The organism is Allocellulophaga tsushimaensis (assembly GCF_055383085.1).
In genome coordinates, this window is sequence record NZ_AP039451.1 from 938710 (window position 1) to 963052 (window position 24343).

22 protein-coding genes are annotated in these 24343 nt (G+C 33.0%); 10 read left to right on the forward strand and 12 right to left on the reverse strand.

The window, feature by feature from the left end:
• Positions 1-192 precede the first annotated feature (192 nt).
• Positions 193-894 (forward strand): cytochrome c, encoded by a 702-nt coding sequence (locus tag ACZ451_RS04205; RefSeq protein WP_464215851.1) that lies wholly within the window; start codon positions 193-195, stop codon positions 892-894.
• An 82-nt stretch (positions 895-976) separates the two neighbouring features.
• Here ACZ451_RS04205 and ACZ451_RS04210 read toward each other — a convergent pair whose 3' ends face one another.
• The 3 genes from ACZ451_RS04210 to ACZ451_RS04220 form a co-directional block, all read right to left on the reverse strand.
• A complete protein-coding gene (locus ACZ451_RS04210; RefSeq protein WP_464215852.1) occupies positions 977-2413 on the reverse strand; it encodes a dihydrolipoyl dehydrogenase family protein in 1437 nt (478 codons plus the stop codon).
• Between the two features lie 200 nt (positions 2414-2613).
• Positions 2614-3699, reverse strand: a complete 1086-nt coding sequence (locus ACZ451_RS04215) for an acyltransferase family protein (RefSeq protein WP_464215853.1) — start codon at positions 3697-3699, stop codon at positions 2614-2616.
• Positions 3700-3708: 9 nt separating this feature from the next.
• Complete coding sequence (locus ACZ451_RS04220) at positions 3709-5541, reverse strand: sodium:solute symporter family protein (protein WP_464215854.1); 1833 nt, start codon at positions 5539-5541, stop codon at positions 3709-3711.
• Positions 5542-5614: 73 nt separating this feature from the next.
• Between ACZ451_RS04220 and ACZ451_RS04225 the strand changes: the two genes are divergently transcribed.
• Entirely contained in the window at positions 5615-6370 is a 756-nt protein-coding gene (locus tag ACZ451_RS04225; RefSeq protein ID WP_464215855.1) for a sulfite exporter TauE/SafE family protein, read from the forward strand.
• Positions 6371-6374: 4 nt separating this feature from the next.
• Here the strand turns inward: ACZ451_RS04225 and ACZ451_RS04230 are convergent, their stop codons facing one another.
• The gene (locus ACZ451_RS04230; RefSeq protein WP_464215856.1) at positions 6375-7385 is read right to left on the reverse strand and encodes a Kelch repeat-containing protein; all 1011 of its coding nucleotides are present in this window, start codon (positions 7383-7385) and stop codon (positions 6375-6377) included.
• 106 nt (positions 7386-7491) lie between these two features.
• Positions 7492-8379, reverse strand: a complete 888-nt coding sequence (locus ACZ451_RS04235) for a LysR family transcriptional regulator (protein ID WP_464215857.1) — start codon at positions 8377-8379, stop codon at positions 7492-7494.
• Positions 8380-8448: 69 nt separating this feature from the next.
• Here ACZ451_RS04235 and ACZ451_RS04240 point away from each other — a divergent pair, with 69 nt between their 5' ends.
• Positions 8449-9357 carry a 2-oxoadipate dioxygenase/decarboxylase family protein gene (locus ACZ451_RS04240; RefSeq protein WP_464215858.1) on the forward strand — a complete coding sequence of 303 codons (909 nt, stop codon included), beginning with the start codon at positions 8449-8451 and terminating at the stop codon, positions 9355-9357.
• A gap of 123 nt (positions 9358-9480) precedes the next feature.
• Here the strand turns inward: ACZ451_RS04240 and ACZ451_RS04245 are convergent, their stop codons facing one another.
• From ACZ451_RS04245 to ACZ451_RS04255, 3 genes are all read right to left on the reverse strand, one after another.
• On the reverse strand, positions 9481-9915 hold the full coding sequence (locus tag ACZ451_RS04245) for a hypothetical protein (protein ID WP_464215859.1): 435 nt from the start codon (positions 9913-9915) through the stop codon (positions 9481-9483).
• A 161-nt stretch (positions 9916-10076) separates the two neighbouring features.
• On the reverse strand, positions 10077-10517 hold the full coding sequence (locus ACZ451_RS04250; protein WP_464215860.1) for a hypothetical protein: 441 nt from the start codon (positions 10515-10517) through the stop codon (positions 10077-10079).
• 102 nt (positions 10518-10619) lie between these two features.
• A complete protein-coding gene (locus ACZ451_RS04255) occupies positions 10620-11132 on the reverse strand; it encodes a CvpA family protein (protein WP_464215861.1) in 513 nt (170 codons plus the stop codon).
• A gap of 96 nt (positions 11133-11228) precedes the next feature.
• Here ACZ451_RS04255 and ACZ451_RS04260 point away from each other — a divergent pair, with 96 nt between their 5' ends.
• From ACZ451_RS04260 to pbpC, 3 genes are all read left to right on the forward strand, one after another.
• Positions 11229-11585: a hypothetical protein gene (locus ACZ451_RS04260; RefSeq protein ID WP_464215862.1), complete on the forward strand. Its 357-nt coding sequence runs from the start codon at positions 11229-11231 to the stop codon at positions 11583-11585.
• Positions 11586-11756: 171 nt separating this feature from the next.
• Positions 11757-12062 (forward strand): antibiotic biosynthesis monooxygenase family protein, encoded by a 306-nt coding sequence (locus ACZ451_RS04265; RefSeq protein ID WP_464215863.1) that lies wholly within the window; start codon positions 11757-11759, stop codon positions 12060-12062.
• 3 nt (positions 12063-12065) lie between these two features.
• Positions 12066-14399, forward strand: a complete 2334-nt coding sequence (pbpC, locus tag ACZ451_RS04270; protein ID WP_464215864.1) for a penicillin-binding protein 1C — start codon at positions 12066-12068, stop codon at positions 14397-14399.
• A gap of 75 nt (positions 14400-14474) precedes the next feature.
• Here pbpC and ACZ451_RS04275 read toward each other — a convergent pair whose 3' ends face one another.
• From ACZ451_RS04275 to ACZ451_RS04285, 3 genes are all read right to left on the reverse strand, one after another.
• Positions 14475-17003: a beta-mannosidase gene (locus ACZ451_RS04275; RefSeq protein WP_464215865.1), complete on the reverse strand. Its 2529-nt coding sequence runs from the start codon at positions 17001-17003 to the stop codon at positions 14475-14477.
• 269 nt (positions 17004-17272) lie between these two features.
• A complete protein-coding gene (locus ACZ451_RS04280; RefSeq protein WP_464215866.1) occupies positions 17273-18013 on the reverse strand; it encodes a class I SAM-dependent methyltransferase in 741 nt (246 codons plus the stop codon).
• Between the two features lie 120 nt (positions 18014-18133).
• Entirely contained in the window at positions 18134-19135 is a 1002-nt protein-coding gene (locus ACZ451_RS04285; RefSeq protein WP_464215867.1) for an NAD(P)H-dependent glycerol-3-phosphate dehydrogenase, read from the reverse strand.
• A gap of 427 nt (positions 19136-19562) precedes the next feature.
• Here ACZ451_RS04285 and ACZ451_RS04290 point away from each other — a divergent pair, with 427 nt between their 5' ends.
• The 3 genes from ACZ451_RS04290 to ACZ451_RS04300 all read left to right on the forward strand — a co-directional run bounded on the left by ACZ451_RS04290 (position 19563) and on the right by ACZ451_RS04300 (position 23078).
• Positions 19563-20471 (forward strand): nicotinic acid mononucleotide adenyltransferase, encoded by a 909-nt coding sequence (locus tag ACZ451_RS04290; protein WP_464215868.1) that lies wholly within the window; start codon positions 19563-19565, stop codon positions 20469-20471.
• 274 nt (positions 20472-20745) lie between these two features.
• Complete coding sequence (locus tag ACZ451_RS04295) at positions 20746-22326, forward strand: SulP family inorganic anion transporter (protein WP_464215869.1); 1581 nt, start codon at positions 20746-20748, stop codon at positions 22324-22326.
• 176 nt (positions 22327-22502) lie between these two features.
• Positions 22503-23078 (forward strand): uracil-DNA glycosylase family protein, encoded by a 576-nt coding sequence (locus ACZ451_RS04300; protein WP_464216891.1) that lies wholly within the window; start codon positions 22503-22505, stop codon positions 23076-23078.
• Between the two features lie 69 nt (positions 23079-23147).
• Here the strand turns inward: ACZ451_RS04300 and ACZ451_RS04305 are convergent, their stop codons facing one another.
• Positions 23148-23750 carry a carboxymuconolactone decarboxylase family protein gene (locus ACZ451_RS04305; protein WP_464215870.1) on the reverse strand — a complete coding sequence of 201 codons (603 nt, stop codon included), beginning with the start codon at positions 23748-23750 and terminating at the stop codon, positions 23148-23150.
• 82 nt (positions 23751-23832) lie between these two features.
• Between ACZ451_RS04305 and ACZ451_RS04310 the strand changes: the two genes are divergently transcribed.
• Positions 23833-24261, forward strand: a complete 429-nt coding sequence (locus tag ACZ451_RS04310; RefSeq protein WP_464215871.1) for an OsmC family protein — start codon at positions 23833-23835, stop codon at positions 24259-24261.
• Positions 24262-24343 lie beyond the last annotated feature (82 nt).

Here is a 24343-nt window from a genome sequence, read left to right on the forward strand (position 1 = left end):
TGTTGATGGTTTTTTGAGGTAAATAATAAATCTCAACTGCTGATACGATCTTTATAACATTAGGAAAGCTTGTTAGAAATTCGGATATTTAAGATATTAAATTAACATATAAAGGGCAACAGTTGATAAGAAATTAATTTAGTGTAAAGTCTAATCTTTGAACTTGTGTAAACTATCTATATTAACAAACATTTGAGAAAAAGAGCCTACACATCATTAAGTATAGTTATTTTAATAGCAAGTTTAGTATTTGCATCAACTAAAAACGAAAACTACTCTAGCAAAATCGAATCTGATTTTGCCACAAAAACTGACAGTCTATTTAAGAAAGGAAAGACCTTATTTAAGAATAATTGTTCATCTTGTCATTCTATGAGAATGGATAATAAAATGACTGCACCAGCTTTAGGCGGAATTACAAAACGTCGTGACAAAAAATGGCTTTATGATTATACGAGAAACTCTATCGGAATGTATAAAAAAAATGATAGCATAGCAGTTGAATTAAGAAATCAAGGTTGGGCTTTAATGAGTTCTTTTCTAGATTTAAAAGATTCTGAATTAGACGCTATTTATTATTTCGTAGAAAAGAGATATAAAATGTCATTAGATGGAATACCAGTACCAATAGAGTTTGGTTTTAAAATGTCCGAAAATAAAAGAGCAAAAGCCTGTAATCATATAATTTCAGAAAAAAGAGATATTTTAAAAGTTAGTGTTTCGAAAAATAGAGTTTGGCAATTTAGTTGTGGAATAGATCTACATAAAAAGTTTGATTGGAAAAGAACAACACTTAAGGAAATGTTTGTCTTTGATAATTCAATCAACGATTTGATTTTTATTATTTATGAATTTCCAGCTGAACGGAAATCAAAACAATCTGAATGGGAATAAAAACTGTAGGCAACAGAGTACTGAGGTAAAAACAAGTAATATTTCACTCTTTATCTGAATAAACAAATGTCAATTATCGACACTAATGAAACAACCGAAATAACCTCCTTGCAATTTTAAACTTCCATGGTTTTCTAGAATTAGTCATGATACCTCGAACATTTTTTTGATTAATCCGTGTGGCAACAGGATATGGGTATACTCTACTATCTAATTTAGAAATGGGAATCCCAGCATGTTTTGCCAACTCTAATTCTTGTATAAGTTCGCCTGCTTGCGGCGCTATCATACTACCTGCTATAATTTTCTTATTGGCGGTATTCCTATTATTATCATAATACACAGATAAATGGCCGTAGGTATAGTCTTGTAAAATAGCCCTATCATCGTGCGCAAAGGTTTGGTCTTGGCGGTAATATTTAATATTATTATCCCAAAGTTGTTTTTCAGATAAACCAAAATGCGCTACTTGTGGGTCTGTAAAAGTAACCCAGCTTAAATCGCTCAGCGTATTTTTCTTCTTGAAAATAGGGATCAGTAAATTGCGCCATACTTGCCGTACCATTTTTTCTGCTCCGTGAGAAAACATATAAGAACCCGCAGCATCTCCTAAGGCATAGACATTTTTGTTTGTTGTCTGCAAATAATCATTTACTTTAATTTTTCCTTTTTCAGTTAGTGCAATTTCGCCTTTCTCTAAATCTAAGCCCTTTGTATTTACAATTCTACCGATAGAAAGTAAAACAGTATCACAAGGAATTTCTTGTGTGCTACCATCTTTAAATACAATGTTTGCATTTCCATTCGCAAAAGATTTTACCTCAGCATTTTTTAGGATTTTAATTCCTTCTTTTACAAATACCTCTTCTAAAATTTCTGATACTTTTTCGGGTTCTTTGTTTAAAATCCGATCACCTCTATTGACAATAGTCACTTTAGCGCCAAATCTAGAAAATACCTGCCCCAGCTCACAACCAATTGGGCCACCACCAATGACTACCAAATTTTCTGGTAATACCTTGCAATCAAAAAAAATAGTTTCGTTGGTATATACTTTTACGGTATCCATACCTTCTATTTCAATTTTCCTTGGCTTAGAACCCGTACATAAAAAGATTTTTTTAGCCTTATATTCTTCTCCATTAACTATAATCGCATTTTTAGAAGCAAAAGAGGCAGCACCGATAACAACATCAATACCATGAGCTCTTAATGCCGTAGCATCTTCGGTACTTTTTATATGATCTTGTAAGGTATGAACATGTTCTAAAATCTTCCCCATATCGGCTTTTCCAGATACTTCTAATCCAAATTTACTGGCTAGTTTGGCCTCATGAAACTGGTTTGCTAAATGAATTAAGGCTTTACTGGGAACACAACCAAAATTGGTGCAATCGCCACCAAAGTTGTTCTCGTCTTTTTCAACAACTAAAGTTTTTAGTCCAAGCATATTAGCTACACCTGATGACCCCAGACCTGCAGCTCCAGCTCCAATTACAATTACGTCGTATGTTTTCATTTATAAGCTTGTTTTTGAAGGTAATCTACTGATATTCCTTTGTATTTTCACCTATGCTTGCTGCGCATTAAATTCGGAAATAATTTTTCTTTGAGAAAATTAGATTGCTATTTATATTTAAGTCGTATTAAAGCACAAAATATTACCCGTCTATTTATGACTATTATCAAGAACATAAAGGGAAATTTGTATTTGAAAAATTATACTTTAAAGAACAACTTCTTTTTGTATAAGAAATATGCTACTAAAAGATGAAAAGCTAAAACACTTAAAGCATAAAGAAAAGACGACATTTCCATAGAGATAAAATCATGCACATAAAAAGAACTAAAAACCCAATCATGAAGTGATGTATCGTCAACCATTAAAAGACCCATTACTTTACTAATAACTCCAGCCAGAAGATAGATGGCAATTGCATTTGCACCAATGTACTTAAAAACACTTCCTGTTTTAATGTTCTTTATATCTGTAACATAATAAATGACCCCTAAAACGATATTAGCCCAACCAGCAGTTACTAATACAAAACTACTTGTCCATAATGCTTTATTAATAGGAAAAATAATATTCCAGAGATAGCCTAAAATAAGCATAGCGATTCCTAAACCAAAAAGGATTTTAGTTTTGTTGAGCTTTTTCGATTGTAGCAGTAAACCCGTAAAAACACCTAAAATAGCACTTGTAATTGCGGGTAAAGTACTTAGAATACCTTCTGGGTCGTAATCTTTTTGCCACATATGCGTTCCAAGTAGTTTTAGATCGATGTAGTTGGCTAAATTATTTGGAGCTCTATCTAAAGTTGATGGCATTCCGTTTACAGGAATATAATTCATAACCAACCAATAACCAACTAGAATAAAAACGGTAACTCCAATTAAAGCTTTCCAATTTAGATTGATGAATAGTATTGAAGTAATAAAAAATACAATTCCAATACGTTGTAATACGCCTGGAAAGCGAATATTTTCAAAGTCTTTAAAAAAAGGGAAACTAAGTGTAAAAGCTCCTATACATACCCCAAGAACAATAAGTTTTAGACTTCTTATGGTTATTTTTTGATATGTTTTGACATTTGTAGATTTATTATGATAGGCGAAAACAATTGAAGTCCCTACGATAAATAAAAAGAAAGGGAAAACTAAATCTGTAGGCGTATAGCCATGCCAACTAGCATGCAATAAAGGCGCATATACATTAGACCATGTTCCAGGTGTATTTACCACGATCATTAAAGCGATAGTAATACCTCTAAAAATATCTACAGCTAGTATTCTATTTTTCATGTATGGTATTTACAAAATATCATCTTTCATGGTATTCCAAACTCTAGCTAATAAAAATCCAGAAACTATAGTTGCAACACTAAGCCAGATAGCTAGCGTATAGTTACCATAAATCCAATTCCCTGTAGCAAACATGCAACCATATACCAATATAACACCTAAAACCATGGCTAATACCCCAGAAGGAACTGACCATTTTTTAGTGTTTTCTTCAAGTTCAATTCCATCTTCTTTTGCCTCTTTAATCACTTTTTTCCATCCAGGGCCTCCAGGTTCAGTTTGTTTATAGAATTTGTTGAGCGTTTCTTTCGTTTCTCTTTGTGTTAAAAAAGTAACCACAACCCAAACAATAGTTGTTATTAAAACCACCATAGGGGTTTTTGCCCAACTTGGAAATACACCTTCAATAGCAATTTTAGTACTATCAGTATGGTCAAATAATATAGTTCCTATAGGTGTAAAAGAAAATAAGATTGATATGATTCCTGAGGAGAACATTGCAGAAATTTCACTCCAAGCGTTAATACGCCACCAAAACCATCTCAAAATAAAAATAAGGCCTGTACCAGCACCAAACATGATAATAATATCAAAAAGCTGTGTTGCATTATTTAAAGACAAAGCCATTACAGCACTTAATACCATTAAAAGGATAGTAGAAATACGGCCAACATTTACAAGTTCTTTTTCACTTGCATTTTTATTTACTTGTTGCTTGTAAAAATCATTTACCACATAAGAAGACCCCCAATTTAAATGTGTAGAAATGGTAGACATATAGGCAGCTCCAAGCGAAGCTAAGACCAAACCTAATAATCCGCTTGGCAATTTGGTAAGCATTGCCGAGTAGGCTAAATCTTCTCCCAATTTACTTTCCTCTATACCAGGAAAAGCTTCTTGAATACTAGTAAGGTCTGGATATAATATTAAAGAGGCTAAAGCCACTAAAATCCATGGCCAAGGGCGTAATGCATAGTGCATAATATTAAAAAAGAATGTTGCTCCAATAGCATGGTTTTCGTTTTTTGCGGCTAGCATACGTTGCGCAATATACCCGCCACCGCCAGGCTCTCCTCCCGGGTACCAAGAGCTCCACCATTGTACTGCAAGTGGTATAATTAAGATGGTAATTAAAGCTTCTGTATCAGAAAAATCAGGTAAAATAGATATTTTCCCTGCTACATTTTCATGCGTAATTAAATTTGCTACACCACCAACTTCGGGTAAGTTTACAAGGTAGTATGCAGCTCCTATAGCACCTACAATAGCTACAAAAAACAGTACAAAATCAGTATAAACAACACCTTTAAACCCTCCAATAGCACTAAATATAACCGTAATTAATCCTCCTGCTAAAACGGTTTGCAAAGGCTCTAAACCGAGCATAATTCCGCCTATTTTAATAGCAGCAAGGCTAACACCTGCCATGGCTAATACGTTAAAAATTACACCTAAATATATAGATCTAAACCCTCTTAAAAAACGAGCTGGTTTACCACCATAACGCAACTCATAGAATTCCATATCTGTACTAACGTTAGATTTACGCCAGAGTTTGGCATACACAAAAACAGTTAGTAAGCCTGTAAGTAAGAAGGCCCACCAAACCCAGTTTCCAGAAACACCATCACTACGAACCAAATCTGTTACTAAATTAGGGGTGTCTGTAGAAAAAGTAGTGGCAACCATAGAAAAGCCTAAAAGCCACCAAGGCATATTTCTACCTGATAAAAAATACTCAGAAGTGTCTTTTCCTGATTTTTTGGAAACAATGATTCCTATAAGAAGGACTATACTAAAAAACCCTATAATAAGGCTATAGTCTAAAGTAGATAATTTCATATTTTGGTTGCAGATCTATGCCTAAAGATAAGTATTTTGCGCTACTTTTGTTCTCATAGATTAATTATACATTTTGTTTCTAGCGCTTTCTTCAGAAATTACTACAAATGCGTTTATACTAGGAAGCATTGCTGCCTTTGTATTGGGTGTATCCAAATCTGGCATAAAAGGTATTGCTATTATTATTGTTACATTAATGGCATTAGGTTTTGGCCCTAAAGCTTCTACTGGTCTTTTAGTACCACTGCTAATAGTAGGTGATATTTTTGCTGTTATCTATTATAACAGGCATACCCAATGGAAGTATATTTTACGCTTTTTACCTTGGATGATGCTAGGTGTTTTAATAGGGGTTTATATTGGTGATAGCATTGATGAAGAAACGTTTAAGCTCAGTATGTCTATCATTATACTCTCTAGTGTTATTATGATGTATTGGTGGGATCAGAAGAAATCTAAAAAAGTACCTACTCATATTGCCTTTGCTGGTTCTATGGGTATTATGGCTGGTATTACTACTATGATTGGAAACCTAGCAGGTGCATTTTCTAATATTTTCTTTTTAGCCATGCGTTTGCCCAAAAATGAATTTATTGGAACAGCTGCCTGGTTATTTTTTATCATTAATATTTTTAAACTCCCTTTTCACATATTTGTATGGGAAACCATAACTGTTAATACACTCATTATTAATTTAAAATTAGTCCCCGGTATTTTTATTGGTTTGTTTGTTGGGGTACGATTGGTAAAAATGATTAAAGATAATTTTTACCGTAAAATGATCTTGATTTTAACAGCAATAGGGGCTTTATTAATTCTTTTCAGATAATTATTTATTTACTAAACTTTTCCATTGTAAAAAGTTCAGGACTCCCACCTGCATTTCCACATCCAGAAGCAATATAAAGTGCATTTTTATAAGTTAACAATCCACTTCCATGCCTTCCTCTAACAAGTGATGGCAAGGTTCTCCACTCATGGGTTTGGGGGTTTAATGCTTCAACAGTATCAAAAGCATTTGGTTGTGTTGCAGATTCTCCACCAACTACGAGTATTTCATTATTAAAAACTGTAGCCATATTGCCCGCTCGTAAAGTGGGTAAATTATTAGGTAAGGTTTTCCAAGTTTTAGAAGTAATATTATATACATCTACTTCCCCAATTGTATTTTTAAAAGGATTCTCTGCCGCTTTTGTATTTCTGCCCGCTAACACATAGATTTCACCATTAGAAAGCACTGCTTGGAAATGATCTCTAGCTCTAGGAGCATCTGGTAAAACTGTCCACTTTCCTGTGCTTAAATTATAACTGTCTAACCATTTTTTATGATCCCCTCTATGTCCATCTTTAATACCACAAGAAATATAAATCACATCATTATCTAAAACATTACCTGTAGAACCCCTTCTTCTATTTTCTGGAATTTCTGCTCCTTGAGACCATTGATCAGTTTTTGGATCATAAATGTAAATATGAGTAGTCGGTGTTTCCACAGGATATTTCCCCGTCATAGCCCCAATAATATATATTTTATTTTGATAGGTTATGGGCTGAAAATGATGCATCTCTATAGGTGGTTTAGCGCCTTTATACCAACTTCCAGTTTCTGGATCGTAAATACTTACAGGCTGAATTCTTCTACCTCCTAGCAAATAAAATTTTTCATCTACACGAACAAAAGCCGCTTCATGGCGCTGAATAGGTTTACTACCATCTGCTATTGAAACTGTTTGCCATTTTAAACTATTATTATCAGTAGTGCTTTCTTGTTTATTTATTTGGTTGGTTCCTTTGCAACTTATCAGTATGGATAATATACCTAGGGTGAATAGCGTTTTTTTCATTCAGTTTCCTATTTAATCAGTTCAAAACTATATTATTTTCATCATATAATACCCCTTTTAGACCTAACAAAAAATCAAAAATATACCACAGATATCCCTAAAACTCTTAAATAGCGTCTAAGAAGTGTTTTAGAATAGGGTTTTCATTTTGTGTATTCCACACTGCAAATAGTTCCGTTTTTTGAGGGATTTTTTTTAGCTCAATATATTTCACCTTGTAATTATAATTGTCTTGTAAAGAATTTGGAATGATAGAGATTCCCATTCCATTTTCTACTAAACTAAAAATAGTAGGACCATGTATGGCTTGGTGCACTACTTTTGGACTAAAACCAGCATGCTCACAAATATGTACTATCTGCCTGTAATATAGCTGACTCGTATCATTAGGAAAAAGAATAAAAGATTCTTTAGAGAGCTGTTCAATTCCTTTAAAATTTGCTTTTGTAATCGGATGATTTTTTGGTAATACTAAAGTGAAATTTTCTTTATAAACAGGTTTAAGCTGTAAGGCTTTAGGAACTTGATTTGATCTTATAAAACCAATATCTAATGCCCTTTTTTCTAAGGCTTTTATTTGCTCTTTATTACTAAGTTGATTGAGTCGTAATTGTACCTTAGGATACGATTCTCCCAATGATTTAATAACCGCTGGCAAATATTTTTGCATTGCAGAACCTACAAAACCAATTTTTAATTGCCCCGTTAAACCTGTCATTAATAATTGCCAGGTTTTCATAGAAGTTTCAAACTGAGAAACAACTAGTTTTGCTTCGGTTAAAAATAGTTCTCCAGCCCTATTTAAACTTACTTTTCGGTTGGTTCTATCAAACAAAGTAACCCCTAATACTAGTTCAATATGTTTTATTTGCTGACTTAAAGCAGATTGTGAAATCGCTAAATTTTCAGCAGCCTTTCTATAATGCAATGTCTTTGCTAAGGCTATAAAAAAACGAAGTTGTCTTAATTCTAATTGATTAGTAATACTTATCATTTAACAATAAATAAAAATTATTAGTTATTAAATATAAAACTATTTTTGTGTAAAAAGAAAGTAAATTAAATGATGACAACAGAAAAAGCGCCCTTAGATATTATTTTTGATGCCTTATTTACGCCGTATAAAACAAGAGTACCTAATGTGTCTAAGATCAATAATGCCATGATTGCTAGAGGGATTATTGCAGATGAAAGTGAGATTATTAATGATCATGTTGCTTTTAGAACCTTAGGCGTTCCTCATTTAGGACTAGCATCTTTAGAAAAGATATTTTTACATTATGGTTATGAGAAAAGAGATGCTTATTTTTTTGAAGGGAAAAAATTAGATGCTTTTTGGTATGCCCCACCAGAGGAAAAATACCCTCGCATTTTTATGAGCGAATTACGGGTGCAAGATTTATCAGCACAAGCACAAAATATTATACATCAGTATACAAAAGGTATTAGCTCTGACCCTGTTGATGCTATTAATTTAGACGATCCAAAAGAAGTGAGGGCTTTTTTTCATCAACCACTCTGGAAACTACCAACAGTACAAGATTATACTACTTTATTAGAGGAAACTGAATATGCCGCTTGGGTAATTTACAACCGATATTACTTAAACCATTATACTATTAGTGTGCATAATCTTAAAAAAGGATACCACACTTTAGAACAATTCAATGCTTTTTTAGCAGAAATAAATGTAGTTTTAAATACTTCTGGTGGAATTATTAAAACAAGTAACGATGGCCTTTTAAAACAGAGTAGCTCTGTGGCAGAGATGATAGAAGCTGAATTTGCTCACAATAAAAAAATTGAAATCGCTGGGAGTTATGTAGAGTTTGCAGAACGGTTGCCTTTACCTGAATATAAAAGTATGCCCTTTGAACTTTTAGAAAGGAAACACCGAAGGGATGGTTTTGAGTCTGCTAATGCAGATAAAATATTTGAAAGCACCTATACAGAACAGACTGCTAAAGGGTAAGGAAAATCACTTGTTTTTATTCACATAAATATCAATTGGCGAAAGTGTTTTAGCCCTTAACCTTAGTTTCTTAAATTTTATATACAACAAGTAAAACACTAAGATTTATATTTTACGGTAGGTTTATGAAGCGAGTAATTTTTTGGCTTTAGAAGTCTCCTTAGCCCAATCAATAGCATCTCCTAGAGTAGTAAAACGTTTAAAGTGACTTTTTACGAATATTTTTTCTAATAATCCATTAAAAAATCCTGCAGGAGTATAACTAACAATTCCATAGCCAGTTAAACTATAACTGTGTTTAAAAAAATGAATCCAACCCGTTGGGTTTACAGAATAGTTATGAATTCTATTACTTATAAGTACTAAATCAGAAATGCCACCATCCGATAAATTATTAATATCATCTGCGAGTCTTTTACCATGCTCTTCCCAGGTAAAAACAACATCTTCATTTACTTCAGAGATAACATAACCATCACATAAATAACAATTACCAAAATCGTAATTTAATTCCTGTATCGTTTCTTTGTAATAAGGGGAGTTTTTAAAGCTATTCAAAATATGTTTAGTTTTGGTTTGTTACTGGAAAAACATGCTTTTGATACAGTTAGTATAAATAATCGTTAAAATACCATTAAAAGTCTACAAGTGGTTCATATTAATAGTAAGAGCTTCATTTTATTGCTCCTCTATTGACCTGTAAATCAAAGCTTTTTGGTTTAAGAAGCAATTCTATTTTTAGACTGGCAAATCATTTGTGCCCATCTAATAGCATCCTCTAAATTAATAAAACGCTTAAATAAACTTCTTTTCATAAATATCTTTTCTAGTAGACCATTAAAAAAGCCTGCAGGGCTGTAACTAACAATACCATAGCCTGTTAGACTATAGCTATGCTTAAAAAACTTAATCCAACCCGTAGGGTTTACAGAGTAGTTATGAATTCTATTAGAAATATAGACCAAATCGCTTCCATCATTATCGTATAGTTCTGCAATATCTCTGGCAAGTTGCTTTCCATGGTCTTCCCATGTAAAAATAACATCTTCATTTATCTCAGAAATAACAAAACCATCACATAAATAATAATTACCAAAATTGTAATTTAATTCATGAAAAGCAATATGGTATAGGGGAGAATTTTTAAAGCTATTCAACATAATCCGTGTTTGTTTGGATTACAAAGAAAGGCTAGTTTATCCATTATACTTAAAAAACTCGTTTACCGCCAGTAAAAAAACTATATGGTGTTCTAGTTAACGTTAAAGTCCTTCTTTTATGGGATCAACGTCATTTTCTTTTAAAACCAAATTAAAGACAAGCGCACCAATCTCCTTTACAGGCTCATAAAACAGAGACTCCTTTTTTGTTTCATCAGGGAGTATTTGTAAAGAATTATTAATCTTATCAAAAAAGATTAGTATAGCGCCTAAAACAATAGCAACTTTTAATACTCCAAAAGCAGCTCCAGCAATTTTATTAACAAGTCCTAACATAGCTAGCTTAGCAATTTTAGTTAAACCTCTTCCTAAGAAATGTGCCGCAATTACAATAATTATAAATGTAGCTATAAAAGCAATTAGATTAATATAACGTTCGTCCCATTGCATATTTTTAGAAAGGTAATCTCCTAAAATATAGGAGAAATGAATTGCTCCATAAATTCCCCCTATTAATGCAACTAGCGAAGCTAGTTCTATAAAAAGTCCGTTTTTAACACCTTTATAAAGCCCCCACAAAAGTAAAAGGCCAATAATAATATCTAAAATACCCATGGTAGTTGTGTTTAAATGCTTTGGTATGAAAATAGTATATAGCAACAAATATAAAACTTTGATTTGTACCTTTGTAATTCCTTAAAATTATTGTTCATGTCTAGAGATATTCTATTAAAAGAACGTTGGAATGTATTAGTAGAAAAATTAGCTACGCAGTTTGCAGATGGAGATGTCTTAGAATTAGACGCTATTATTTATTTAGTAGGTGTACAAGAATTAGGTAAGTACCATAGATCCTATAAAAAAGATGAAAAATTAGACCTTATGCATATTGCAATATGTAGGCTTTTAGAACCCTATGGTTATTATGCCTTTGATTATTTTGATGAAGAGGGCTGGCCACATTATACCGTAAAAGAAACCCTGCCGCCATTAAAAGCAGGGGAACAGTCTATATTAATGAAAGAAGCTATTGTAAATTATTTTGTAGAAAAAGAATATATTCAATAAACCCTATTTTCAGGGTGATATTTGTATACTATAAAGCATTATTTTTACCTAACGCCTCAATATATTTCGTGGCGTCCGAGCGGGCTATTCGTTACAATTCCTCGCTCTTCCTTATCAGTCAGGCTGTGGTATTTTCTCTGCTATCCCTGACGCAGTTATAAAAACAAACAGATGAAAAAGCCCTATTATGCTGTAATTTTTACGTCAACAAGAACAAAAGGAGATCATGGTTACGCTGCAATGGCCACACAAATGGAAGATTTGGCTAAAAAACAAAAAGGATTTATCGCTATAGAATCTGCAAGAGATACTATTGGTATCACAGTAAGTTATTGGGAAAATCTAGAAGCCATTAGCCATTGGAAAGCGCAAACAGATCATCTAGCGGCACAACAAAAAGGAATTCAAGACTGGTATTCGTGGTATAAAGTAAGAATTTGCTTGGTAGAGAGAGAATATGATTTTACAAAAACATAGCGCTTGAAATTCTTAAAAAAACATCTCAAAAAATTACTTCTCTTCACCATTTTAAGCATTGCTTATTATTTCTGCTTACCCAAGCAACTCTTTAAAACCCCAACGGCAACTGTTGTAGAAAGTAAACAAGGAACGCTTTTAGGAGCAATGATAGCTACAGATGGGCAATGGCGTTTTCCTGTTGTAGATAGTGTTCCTAAAAAGTTTGAAACCTGTTTATTGCATTTCGAAGATGCGTATTTTTATAAGCATCCAGGCTTTAATCCAATTGCTATAGCAAAAGCTTTAGGGGCAAATATTTCGGCTAAAAAAAACATTCGTGGTGCAAGTACCATAACACAACAGGTGATACGACTTTCTAGAAATGGCAAAAAAAGATCTTATCTAGAAAAAGCTATTGAGCTTATTTTAGCAACTCGATTAGAATTTAGGCATAGCAAAAAAGAAATTTTACAGCTCTATGCAAGCCATGCCCCATTTGGTGGTAATGTAGTAGGTTTAGAAGTAGCAGCTTGGCGGTATTACGCATTACAACCACACCAATTATCTTGGGCAGAAAGTGCCACATTAGCCGTGTTACCCAATGCTCCAAGTCTTATCTATCCTGGAAAAAATCAAATTAAACTATTACAAAAACGCAACCGTTTACTACAAAAACTACTAGTAGAAAAAGAGATCGATAGTACTACCTACCAATTAGCACTATTAGAAGAATTGCCACAAAAACCCTATCCTTTACCCAAACTAGCCCCACATTTTGTGCAATATGCATCCAAACAAAAAAGAGGGCAACGGATAAAAAGTACTATAGCAGAAAACATACAAAAAAGTGTAAATGCAATTGTAAAAAGACAGCATAATCTTTTAAAGCAGAATCAAGTTTATAATACAGCTGTTTTAGTTTTAGATGTAAAGACCAGAGAAATCCTCTCATATGTTGGCAATACCCCAACAGATGCAGCGCATGAGAAAGATGTAGATATGGTACAAGCCAACCGTAGTACGGGTAGTGTTATAAAACCCTTGTTGTATACCGCTATGCTAGATGCCGGAGAGTTATTACCAGATATGTTGGTGGCAGATGTACCCACACAAATTGCAGGCTATACCCCAGAAAATTTTAATGAAGATTACAATGGTGCTATCCAGGCAAAAAAAGCTTTAGCACGCTCGTTAAACATTCCTGCAGTACACTTATTACAATCCTATGGTTTGTATAAATTTAGAGACCAACTTGATGCTTTTAAATTAAGAGGCATCAACAAACACGCCGATCATTATGGGCTTACGCTTATTTTGGGAGGGGCAGAGAGTAACCTATGGGATCTATGCAAAACCTATGCTTCACTAGCTTCAACCGTGAATCATTTTAACGAAAGTTCTAGTGAGTATTATACAAGCGAGTTTTCCGAACCTATTTGGGATTTAGGTGCTACAGCAGATTTTGGAATAAAAAAAACAGAAAAAACAGTTTTTGATGCTGCTAGTATCTACCTCACGTTTGAGGCAATGAAAGAAGTGAATCGCCCAGAAGGTAGTGAATCATGGGAGTTTTTTGACTCTAGTAAACAAATTGCATGGAAAACAGGCACCAGTTTTGGAAATAAAGACGCTTGGGCTATTGGCCTTACTAAAGATTATGTGGTAGGCGTATGGGTTGGTAATGCAGATGGTGAGGGAAGACCTAATACTACTGGAGTAACTAGTGCAGCTCCTATTTTATTTGATGTTTTTGATGTGTTGCCAAAATCTGATTGGTTTGCAAAACCCTTAGATGAATTTACTGAAATTGAAGTTTGTACAGAAAGTGGGTATTTAGCCAGTACCATTTGCCCTAAAAAAACAATTAGCATTCCTAACAAACAAAATTATGTAAAAACCTGTTCCTACCATCAAACCATACATTTAGATGCAGCACAACAGTTTAGAGTAAACTCTTCTTGCGAGCCTGTAGCAGAAACAGTTGCCAAATCTTGGTTTGTATTACCTCCTTTAATGCAATATTATTATAAAAAAAGTCATCCTACCTATAAAGCTTTACCTCCTTTTCGCTTAGATTGCCAGCCTACAAATACTACTCCTATGGAATTTATTTATCCAAAAAACGGAAGTAGAATTACATTAGCCAAAAACTTTGAAGGGCAACAAAATGAGCTGGTTTTAAAATTAGCACATGCTAAACCTAAAACAAAAGTATTCTGGTACTTAGACGGTATTTTTCTAAAAGAGACTACTAATTTTCATGAAATAGGAGTACTGCCAGAAAGGGGAAAACATACTATTGCCGTTGTGGATGCTTTAGGAAATGAGGAAGTGATTTCTATTAGAGTGGAGTAGCCTCTTAGCAATTAAACATCTGACTCAATTTTCTTATAGTTATAATTAATTCAATCAATCATTTTAAAATAAAAGTTACCTTGGCTCAGAATAACAATCGGCCAAAGAAATTATTTTGATATTATTTTTCAATTCTTCTAAATTTTCAAAAGCTTTTTTTGTAATGCTAATGCTTTTAGTTTGCTGCGGTAGAAGATCAAAATAATTATCAGAAAAATTATATTTTGAATCAGTAGCAATAAAAACACCTTTAGCCAAATAATCCGTTTTAAAATTAAGTTCGTACACCTTATCTTTTTCTAGAATAGAATACCTTACATTAGGAGTAGGAAAATCTAAATCTTTAAATGGTAAAAAGTAAAAATAATTTTCTGCTATTACCGAGTCGTTATGTATTAAAGAAGCACTCAACAGACTGCTTTTTAAATCTACTCCTTCTGCTATTTCTCCTTCTTTTAAAGAAAAATATTTTTTAGATGCATTTTTTGTAACTGTGAGTTGCTTTTCCCAGCCCCTAAGTTTTTTACCCTTAAAGTCTAATACTTCTAATTTTAATACTGCTTTGATATTTTGTAAAGAATCAGAGACCACAAATACATTTAGGCTATCTTCTTTTTTTTCAAAACTGACTAGAAAATTTTTAAATGCTTTTTTAGCGCTATAATGAACTGCTTTCCATTTTCCGTAATAATCAATACTAGACCAAGATGCTACTGGCCAACAATCGTTAATTTGCCAATATAAACTTCCCATACAACGGTCTCTATTTCTTCTATGTGCCTCTATCCCTGTCTTTATACCATAGGCTTGTAATAATTGACTTAAATATAAAAAGCCCTCAAAATCTTTAGGTTTTTTATAATGACGCAACATATATTCTTCAATGGTTTCATTACCAATACTAGAACGCTGGTGCGATTTCATTACTTCAGAATAGATATCATAGTCTTCTGGTTCTGTATATTTCTTAACAGAAGTAAATTCAGGAAAAGACTGAAAACCATACTCAGACATAAACCTAGGTATGGCTTTATTATAATTATCAAAAGGTTCTTTACCCCACCAAACCATCCAATAATGAGCATCTCCTTTTTCAAAAGATTCTTTCTTTCCAAATTCACTCCCTGGTGAAGAGGGCCAATATTTAGTAGTGGGCGCATAATTTTCAACTACTTCAGGTAGTATTTTATGAAAAATATCGTCATAAGCTTTCCAAATCGTATCGGCTACTTCTTTAGATTGTTCTGCTATAACGTTATTTTTCCAACCCCAGTTTTCCCAAGCCGAAAGAATTTCGTTATTTCCGCACCAAAGTGCTATAGAAGGATGGTTTCTAAGTCGTTTTACATTATCAATAGCCTCTTGTTTAACATTATTTAAAAAAGCATCATCCCCAGGGAACATGGCACAAGCAAACATAAAGTCTTGCCATACCAGTAGTCCCATTTCATCACATAAATCATAAAACGCTTTATCTTCATAAATACCGCCTCCCCAAACTCGAATCATATTCATATTCGCCTTTTGAGCAGAAGATAAAATATGGGTGTATTTTTCTTTAGTCACTCTATTTAAAAAAACATCTTGAGGAATGTAATTAGCTCCTTTCATAAACACTGGATTGCCATTTACTTTAAAATAAAATGAAGATCCGATAGTATCTTGTTTTTGTACCAATTCAATAGTTCGTAAGCCAATTCGGCTAGATCTGGAGTCTGTATACGAGCCAGAAGTAACTTTTACCTTGATATCGTATAAATTAGGCTCCCCCATTCCATTAGGCCACCATAGTTTTGGGTTGTTTATTTTAAAAGGAATAGCAAGTGTGTTTGCACCTTTTTGAAGTGAGGTATCTATTTTTTGAAGTAAAGATTGATTCGCAAAAATTTCTACTGATACTTTTTCAAGAGGGTTCTGCGCTTTAACATCAATAGTTGCGGTTAATTTAGCAATACTATCAAGCTTATTCTGTTGAATATAAATACTTTCAATTTTATGTTGTTCCCAGCTTTTTAAATGTATAGGTCTCCAGATTCCCGAAGTAACCAGACGAGGTCCCCAGTCCCAACCAAAATGATAACCTGCTTTTCGGCTAAATATACTTACTTTTTTTTCTCCTTCAACTTCTCCTATTTTAGCCAAATCATTATCAGACACAGGAATTTTAAAACCTAAAGAATCGTATTTTTTAATGCCTTTTTTAATTGGAGATTCAAATTCAATCTTCAAAGTATTAGACCCTTCTAACAAATATTTCTTAACATTTACCGTATAGTTTCTAAACATATTATCTGTTTTAAGTAGCAGACTATCATTTAAATAAATTGTACTATAGGTATCTAATCCTAAAAACTCTAATTCGTGATGCGATTTTTGAAGTTCTTCCTTAGTCATTTCAAAATGAGTTTGGTACATCCAGTCTTTTTTATCAATCCACTGAATTTTGTGCTCATTTAGCCTGTAGAAAGGATTTTCAATTGTTTCAAGGTTTAACAAATCGGTATGAACAGTTCCTGGAACAGTAGCTTTTTCCCAAGTAGCATCTAAAGTGCTTTTAAATTGCCAATTCTCTTTTAGTTCTATTGTTGAAGTAGTTTCTTTCATTGTACAATTACTAAAGAACAGTAAAACGGAAGACAAAATTAAATATTTGAACATCTTAAAATGTATAAGATTATTAGTTTGTTTAAAGTTAAGAAACAATACTATAAGGGTGTATAGCATTTAAAAAGTAATTTATAAAAGCTGTATTATCAGTTGTACAAGTCTATTTAATACAGTAAACTACCAAGGTTTATACTAGAAAACCACACATTAATGCGACTAAAACACGAACCAATCCTGATTTCTACTATCGTTTTTAATGTGATGTATTAAGAATTTTTTTGACAAACTACATATAAACCAATTTTACTTCCTGTTAGCTCTTTATTAAACTCATTTTCATTTTTTATTTCAAGGATATCAAAACCGCTTTTAGCTATAATATCAATAATTTTTTCTTTTTTAACCCATTGGGAGCATGGTTGATTTTTATTAAAAAATTGAAAATTTAGCTTATCTTTTATTTTTAAATAGGGTAAGCAATTCTTTGAAATTTTTTCTTTTCTAAATTTCCTTAAAATACCCAAAATAAAACTTAAAATAGAATTATAGGATCTAGCATCATAATCTAAAAAAGAAAAAATTACGATTCCATTTGTTTTACAAACTCTATGTGCCTCTTTAAATGATTTAAGAAATAGTTCTTGCTTTTCTACAAAACAAAGCACTTGTTGAAGGTAAATTAAGTAATAATAGGACTCATCTTTATAGGCACTTAAATTTGTAGCATCTCCATCCATAAAATTAATAGTCGATTTTTTTTCTTTTGCAACTGACTTAGCGTAGTGAATCATTTTTGGAACAAAATCATAAGCAGTAATGTTTTTGAACCCAATACGCTCTACAAAAAAAGAAAGTCTTCCTCCACCAGTTCCTGCTTCTAAAACATTTTTTGAAGTGTCAGTTAAGTATTTTTTTAGCAAATATTTTTCGGAAAAATGAAGTTTATCGCAAGTGGACCATTGTTCAAACATTGCTCCTGAATATAATTCATAGTTATTTTTGCTCATTTGGTTTAATTTTAGACTTATGCTAATTGGTTATATCTTACAAATAATTCGCTATAGCTAAATCTTGGTTTTATGTATTCAATCGCTTTAAGAATGTAATTAACTTTTTAACTTCAAAACTTAATCCAGCTTATTTGTTAAATTTTTAAATACTTTTTTAGCATTTTTTTCTTGATACAATGCAGCATAAACAGCATCAATAATGGGTGTTTTTACACTTTGTTTAAAACGCGATTTAAGTTCATACGCACTTTTAGAAGCATAATACCCTTCAGCTACCATGTTCATTTCCATCATAGCACTTTTTACGGTATATCCTTTTCCAATCATATTGCCAAACATACGATTACGGCTAAAAACGGAATATCCTGTTACCAATAAATCGCCTAAATAAGCAGAATTGTTAATATTGCGTTTCATTTTATGAACGCGCTTTATATAACGCTTCATTTCTCGTATCGCATTACTCATTAACACACTCTGAAAATTATCACCATATCCTAGGCCATGGGCAATACCCGCAGCAATGGCATAGATATTTTTAAGCATCGCAGCATATTCTGTACCAATAATATCATCCGATATTTTAGTCTTAATATACTTACTGTTTAAATGTGCTGCAACGACCTTTGCTTTTTCGGTATCAGCACAGGCAATCGTTAAATATGATAACCGCTCTAAAGCGACTTCCTCTGCGTGGCAAGGTCCCGTAATTACTCCAATCTGCTCAAATGGAATATCATATTTCTCATGAAAATGCTCACCTACAATAAGACCCGTTTCTGGAACAATACCTTTAATGGCTGAGAAAATTATTTTGTCTTTTAAAGAAGTAGTTAATTTTTCGAGTTCTTTTTGTAAAAAGGCAGAAGGGATCGCAAAAATCAGAATATCAGCAGTAGCAATAGCTTTATTTATATCACTGGTAAGCTCTAATCGTTCTGTATGAAATTCTACAGAACTTAAATAATTAGGGTTGTGTCGCTGGGTTTGTATATGCTCAATAGCATCTGTATTACGCATATACCAAGAAACGGTATCTAAGTTTTCCGTTAACATTTTTACAATAGCCGTAGCCCAGCTACCGCCTCCTAAAACTGCAAATTTTAAAGTCTCTTTCATGGTTTTGTATCATTACAAAAGTAGTATAGAAAAGCATAAATCTACTGTTTTACTTTAATAAAAGGTACTAAATCCCATGACAAGTCCTGAACACAATACAAGGAATCGATCCAATAGTCGAGATATTAAATCCAGGTCCCGTTGAAAAAGTGGGATTATTTTAACTTAGAATGTTGAGTACGTCCTTCAGACTTCTCAAAATTGAGTTTCATTAATAAATTAGTAGATAGCACCCAAAAACAAGCTTTTTATAATCAAAAAGTGTACGAATTATATTCTTAAAAAATATCTTACTTGCAAAACAAATCGCAATATTAGTATGTGTTTTACGAGCAATTAAAAATCATTATATACTGATTTTTAGAGTGTTACATATTTTGGCATAGCATTTGTTTTATGACTATCAGAATCATTAAAAACAAAACATATGAAAACAATAAAACTACTTTTAGGATATGTATTCTTAGGAATATTAGTAAGTTCTTGTTATGCGGAATTAATTATTGAAGATGACTTTGTTTTTGATGAACCTATAATAAGTACCAATCAAGTATTAGCCTCCAATGAATTATGGTATGTAGATATTAACGCCACAAAAGGTAATGGAGAAGTTCCTTTTTTACAACGTGCATTTACCCTTTCTTTTGAAGGAGGTATATTATACGCAAACAATAACATTGTAGGAATTGGGGATACTGGAAACGGTTTTGGAATAGATATTGGTTCATATGATGGAATAGGAAATGCCGTAGAAATAGATCATGATATTGACGGACTTTGGTTATTAGATGTTATTGTTATTAATAACAGAACTATTGAATTGTATGATCCAAAATCTAGAACATCATATATTCTAAAAGGATACCAGAGAGCTAATTTTGATTACGATACGGTATTCTATGATAATATTAGATATTTATTACAAGAGTATACTGCATGGGAAAAAAGATATACAAGCGAAGAAGGTGCTTTAAATGATTTTGATGATGAAAATTTCTTGCAATTTAATGCTGATTTTTTCAGATCCTCAGTTGATCCAGTAGGGACACGAGTGTCTAATTTAAGATGGGATTTTGAAGGAGAGTTTGAGGTTTTTGATACCAATGACCCAAATTTTAAAACTATAACATTGAGTTATGATTTTATGGGTAATGATTATTTTGAACTTACCGTATTAAATGATGCTACGATAGAATTATATCATCCATCAAGTAAAACCATATATGAGTTTAAAGGAAAAGCTTTTACTCAAGTATTAAAAGGAAAAGCGAATAGCACTAAAAAGCGTAAAAAGGTAAAAAATCCAATAATGAATGTGACCAAAAGCAAGCGATAATTAAAGTTTGGCACAGCATTTGATATATAATTAATAGTTTTTAGGTTGGTTGTTTATAAAACCGTTTAGAGTGTAGTGGCTCTAGGCGGTTTTATCTTTTTGACAGAATGGAAGTTTTTAAATGAAATTCAAATTTTGTTAAAGATAAGAATCCATGTCATAACTTTCCGTATGATCAATATAACCTAGCGATAATTATGAAAACTGTTATTATTCAAGTGAGTAGGCGCTAGCCAAATGAAAATTAGTACTTTTGCAGCCTTAAAATAAAAACGTGAAAAAGTATTTAAATTTATTCGACTTTAAACAGAAAGTTGATTATAAGACCGAGATATTATCTGGCTTAACTGTTGCCTTAGCTTTAGTGCCAGAAGCAATTGCTTTTGCTTTAATTCCAGGTTTTTCTCCTTTAACAGGTTTATATGCTGCTTTTATATTAGCCTTAATTACTTCTATTTTTGGAGGTAGGCCTGGTATGATCTCTGGCGCAACAGGAGCTGTAGCGGCTATTTTTATAGGCCTTATTTTAGAGCTTAAAAAAAATATCCCCGGAATTACTCCAGATACTATTTTACATTATGTATTTGCAACCGTTATTATTGCTGGTGTACTGCAAATTTTAGTGGGTTTTCTTAAACTTGGAAAATTTATTCGTTTGGTACCTCATCCTGTTATTTTTGGTTTTGTAAATGGTTTAGCCATCATCATTTTCATGGCACAGTTTCCAAACTTTTATCAGGCAGATAAAGTTACTTTTTTAGAAACAACCCCTTTTATGATTATGTTAGGCTTAACGCTATTTACAATGCTCATTATTTGGGGACTTCCAAAACTTACCAAAGCCATACCTTCGTCTTTAGTCGCCATTATCATAGTTTCTGCTATTGTACTTGGTTTTGATATTGATACACTTACTGTAGCCGATACTATGAAAGAAGGGCAAACCATGAAGGGTGGCTTTCCGCCAATTTCTATTCCAAATATCCCTTTTTCAATAGAGACATTTAAAATTATATTCCCTTATGGCGCTATTGTTGCAGGAGTTGGCTTAATAGAAAGCTTGCTCACCTTGAATATTGTTGATGAAATTACTGATACACGTGGGAGCGGTAACAGAGAGTGTGTAGCACAAGGAACCGCTAATATTCTTTCCGGATTTTTATCAGGAATGGGTGGTTGTGCTATGATAGGACAAAGTTTAATTAATACCTCATCTGGAGCAAGAGCACGTTTATCTGGGATTACTGCTGCAGTGATGTTATTGGTATTCATTATGTTTGGCTCTAGCCTTATAGAACGTTTACCTATGGCTGCTTTAGTAGGTTTAATGTTTATGGTTGCCATTGGTACTTTTGAATGGGCCAGTTTTAAAACCTTCCGTAAAATGCCTAATTCTGATGTTATTGTTATGGTATTGGTTACCCTAATTACTGCTATTACGCATAACTTAGCGGTAGCTGTTTTATTAGGCGTTATTATTTCTGCTTTAGCCTATTCTTGGGAGAATGCAAAACGGATTAGAGCTAGAAAATACATTGATGAAAATGGTGTGAAGCACTATGAAATTTATGGTCCTTTATTTTTTGGTTCTACTACTTTATTTGCTGAAAAATTTGATATTCAGAATGACCCAGAAGAGGTTATTATCGATTTTCAAGAAAGTAGGGTTGCAGATATGTCTGGGATAGAAGCTCTAAATAAAATTACAGAACGCTACCAGAAAGTAGGCAAAAAAGTACATCTAAAACATTTAAGTAAAGATTGTATTAACTTATTACAGAATGCAGATGATATTATTGATGTAAATGTATTAGAAGACCCTACCTATAAAGTGGTTGCAGATAAGGTGAAATAACTACTCTGCTTGTTGTGCATTTGGGAGTTTTAATAATCCTAAGTCAGTTCGAGTGTTTTTGAGATACGAAAAAGTGTATCGAGAACGGTTTGGAACTAAATATACAACAGGTCTACTTCATTATTTAAATTTAAGATTGTATTTTTAGCTTATATTTTTAGGCTAAAGCAAAACAGATTAAAACACTACTAGAAGAAATTGCCCAATGTGGTATTTGTAAAGAACACTTACTTCTTGGTCCAAGACCAATAGTCACTGCACATCCAAAAGCTAAAATTGTTATCGTAGGACAAGCGCCAGGCACTAAAGTACACACTTCGGGTATTCCTTGGGATGATGCCAGTGGTAAGCAATTACGAAAATGGTTAAATGTTACGGATGAAGATTTTTATGATGAAACCAAATTTGCTATAGTCCCCATGGGTTTTTGCTATCCCGGCAAAGGAAAAACAGGCGATTTACCACCGCGACCAGAATGTGCTCCGCAATGGCACAAACCCTTATTACAAAAAATGCCTAAAATAGAACTAACCATTCTAATTGGTATGTATGCACAAAAGTATTATTTAGGTAAAAAAGCAAAAAAAACATTAACAGAAACAGTCGCTAATTTTAATGAATACCGCCCTAAGTATCTCCCCTTACCACACCCATCGCCTCGAAACCGATTTTGGTTTACTAAAAACCCTTGGTTTGATCTTAAAGTTTTACCAGAACTGAGAGAAAAGGTTGCCGAAGTATTACAAAAATAAAACCTTATCATTGCTGATAAGGTTTATTTAGTTCTATTTTTCTAAGGTCTATATTCTAATCTCTTACATCTAATACACTCCACCACCGTGCTTTCCTTTCTCCCAACCATGTTTGCCTAGGTATTGGTCTCCACTTTCTACAGCACCCTCCTCTATAGAAGTTCCCATAGAATCGTTCCAACGGTTTAAGTAACCAAATAAGGAAATAACCCCAAGCATTTCTACAATTTCTCCTTCGTTCCAATACTTGTATAATTCCTCTTTTATTTCTACCGTTACCGCATTGGGTACTTGTGAGGCTGCTAATGAAAAATCTAATGCTGCACGTTCTGCATCGCTAAAAGCTGCATGCGTTCTGTACTCCCAAATATTATCTAATTGTTCTTGCTCTGCGCCGTAACGTTCTGCCGCACGGATGGCATGTGCCTGGCAATAACGGCATCCTGTAGCGTTACTACTTACCCAAGCAATCATCCGTTTTAAGGCAGAAGTAACCCTACCTTCATTAGCCATTACTGCCATATTAAGGTTAATAAAGGCTTTAGAAATAGCAGGCCTATGTTGCATGGTTAAAACAGAATTAGGACAAAAGCCTAAGGTTTCATTAAAAAATTCGGCCAGTTTTTTAGTTTCTGGACTATGGTTTGGGTCAAGCGGATTTACTAATGGCATAAGCTTTCTTTTTATCGTATTTTTGATTAGATTTTACGCAATAAATAGCGTAATTAAATTTAGTAACAAGAAACGAAAAATTATGAGTACCACAAATCATATCAGCACAAAATGGTTAGGAAATATGGCTTTTGAAAGCACTAACCCATCCAAACATACCTTAACTATAGATATTTCCAAAGAAGATGGCGGTGATAGTAGCGGTTTTAGACCTAAAGCATTAATGCTTTCTTCCTTAGCAGGGTGTTCTGGTTTGGATATTGCTTCGCTTATTAAAAAAATGAAATTAGACGTAGAAACATTCAATATAGAAACGATTGCTAATCTTACCGATGAACATCCAAGGTTTTACGATGCCGTTACGGTAGAATATCACTTTTATGGCACCAACTTAAAAGAAGAAAAATTACAAAGAGCTGTAGATTTATCAGTAGAAAAATACTGTGGCGTTATGGAAATGTTCCGCAAGTTTGCTACAATCGAGATTAAGACTATTTTTCATCATCAGTAGAAAACTCAAGTTTAAGTACAAGTTCAAGTTTAAGTTTAAGTTTAAGTTTAAAAATAAGTTCAGGAGCAAGTTTGGGAAAAGT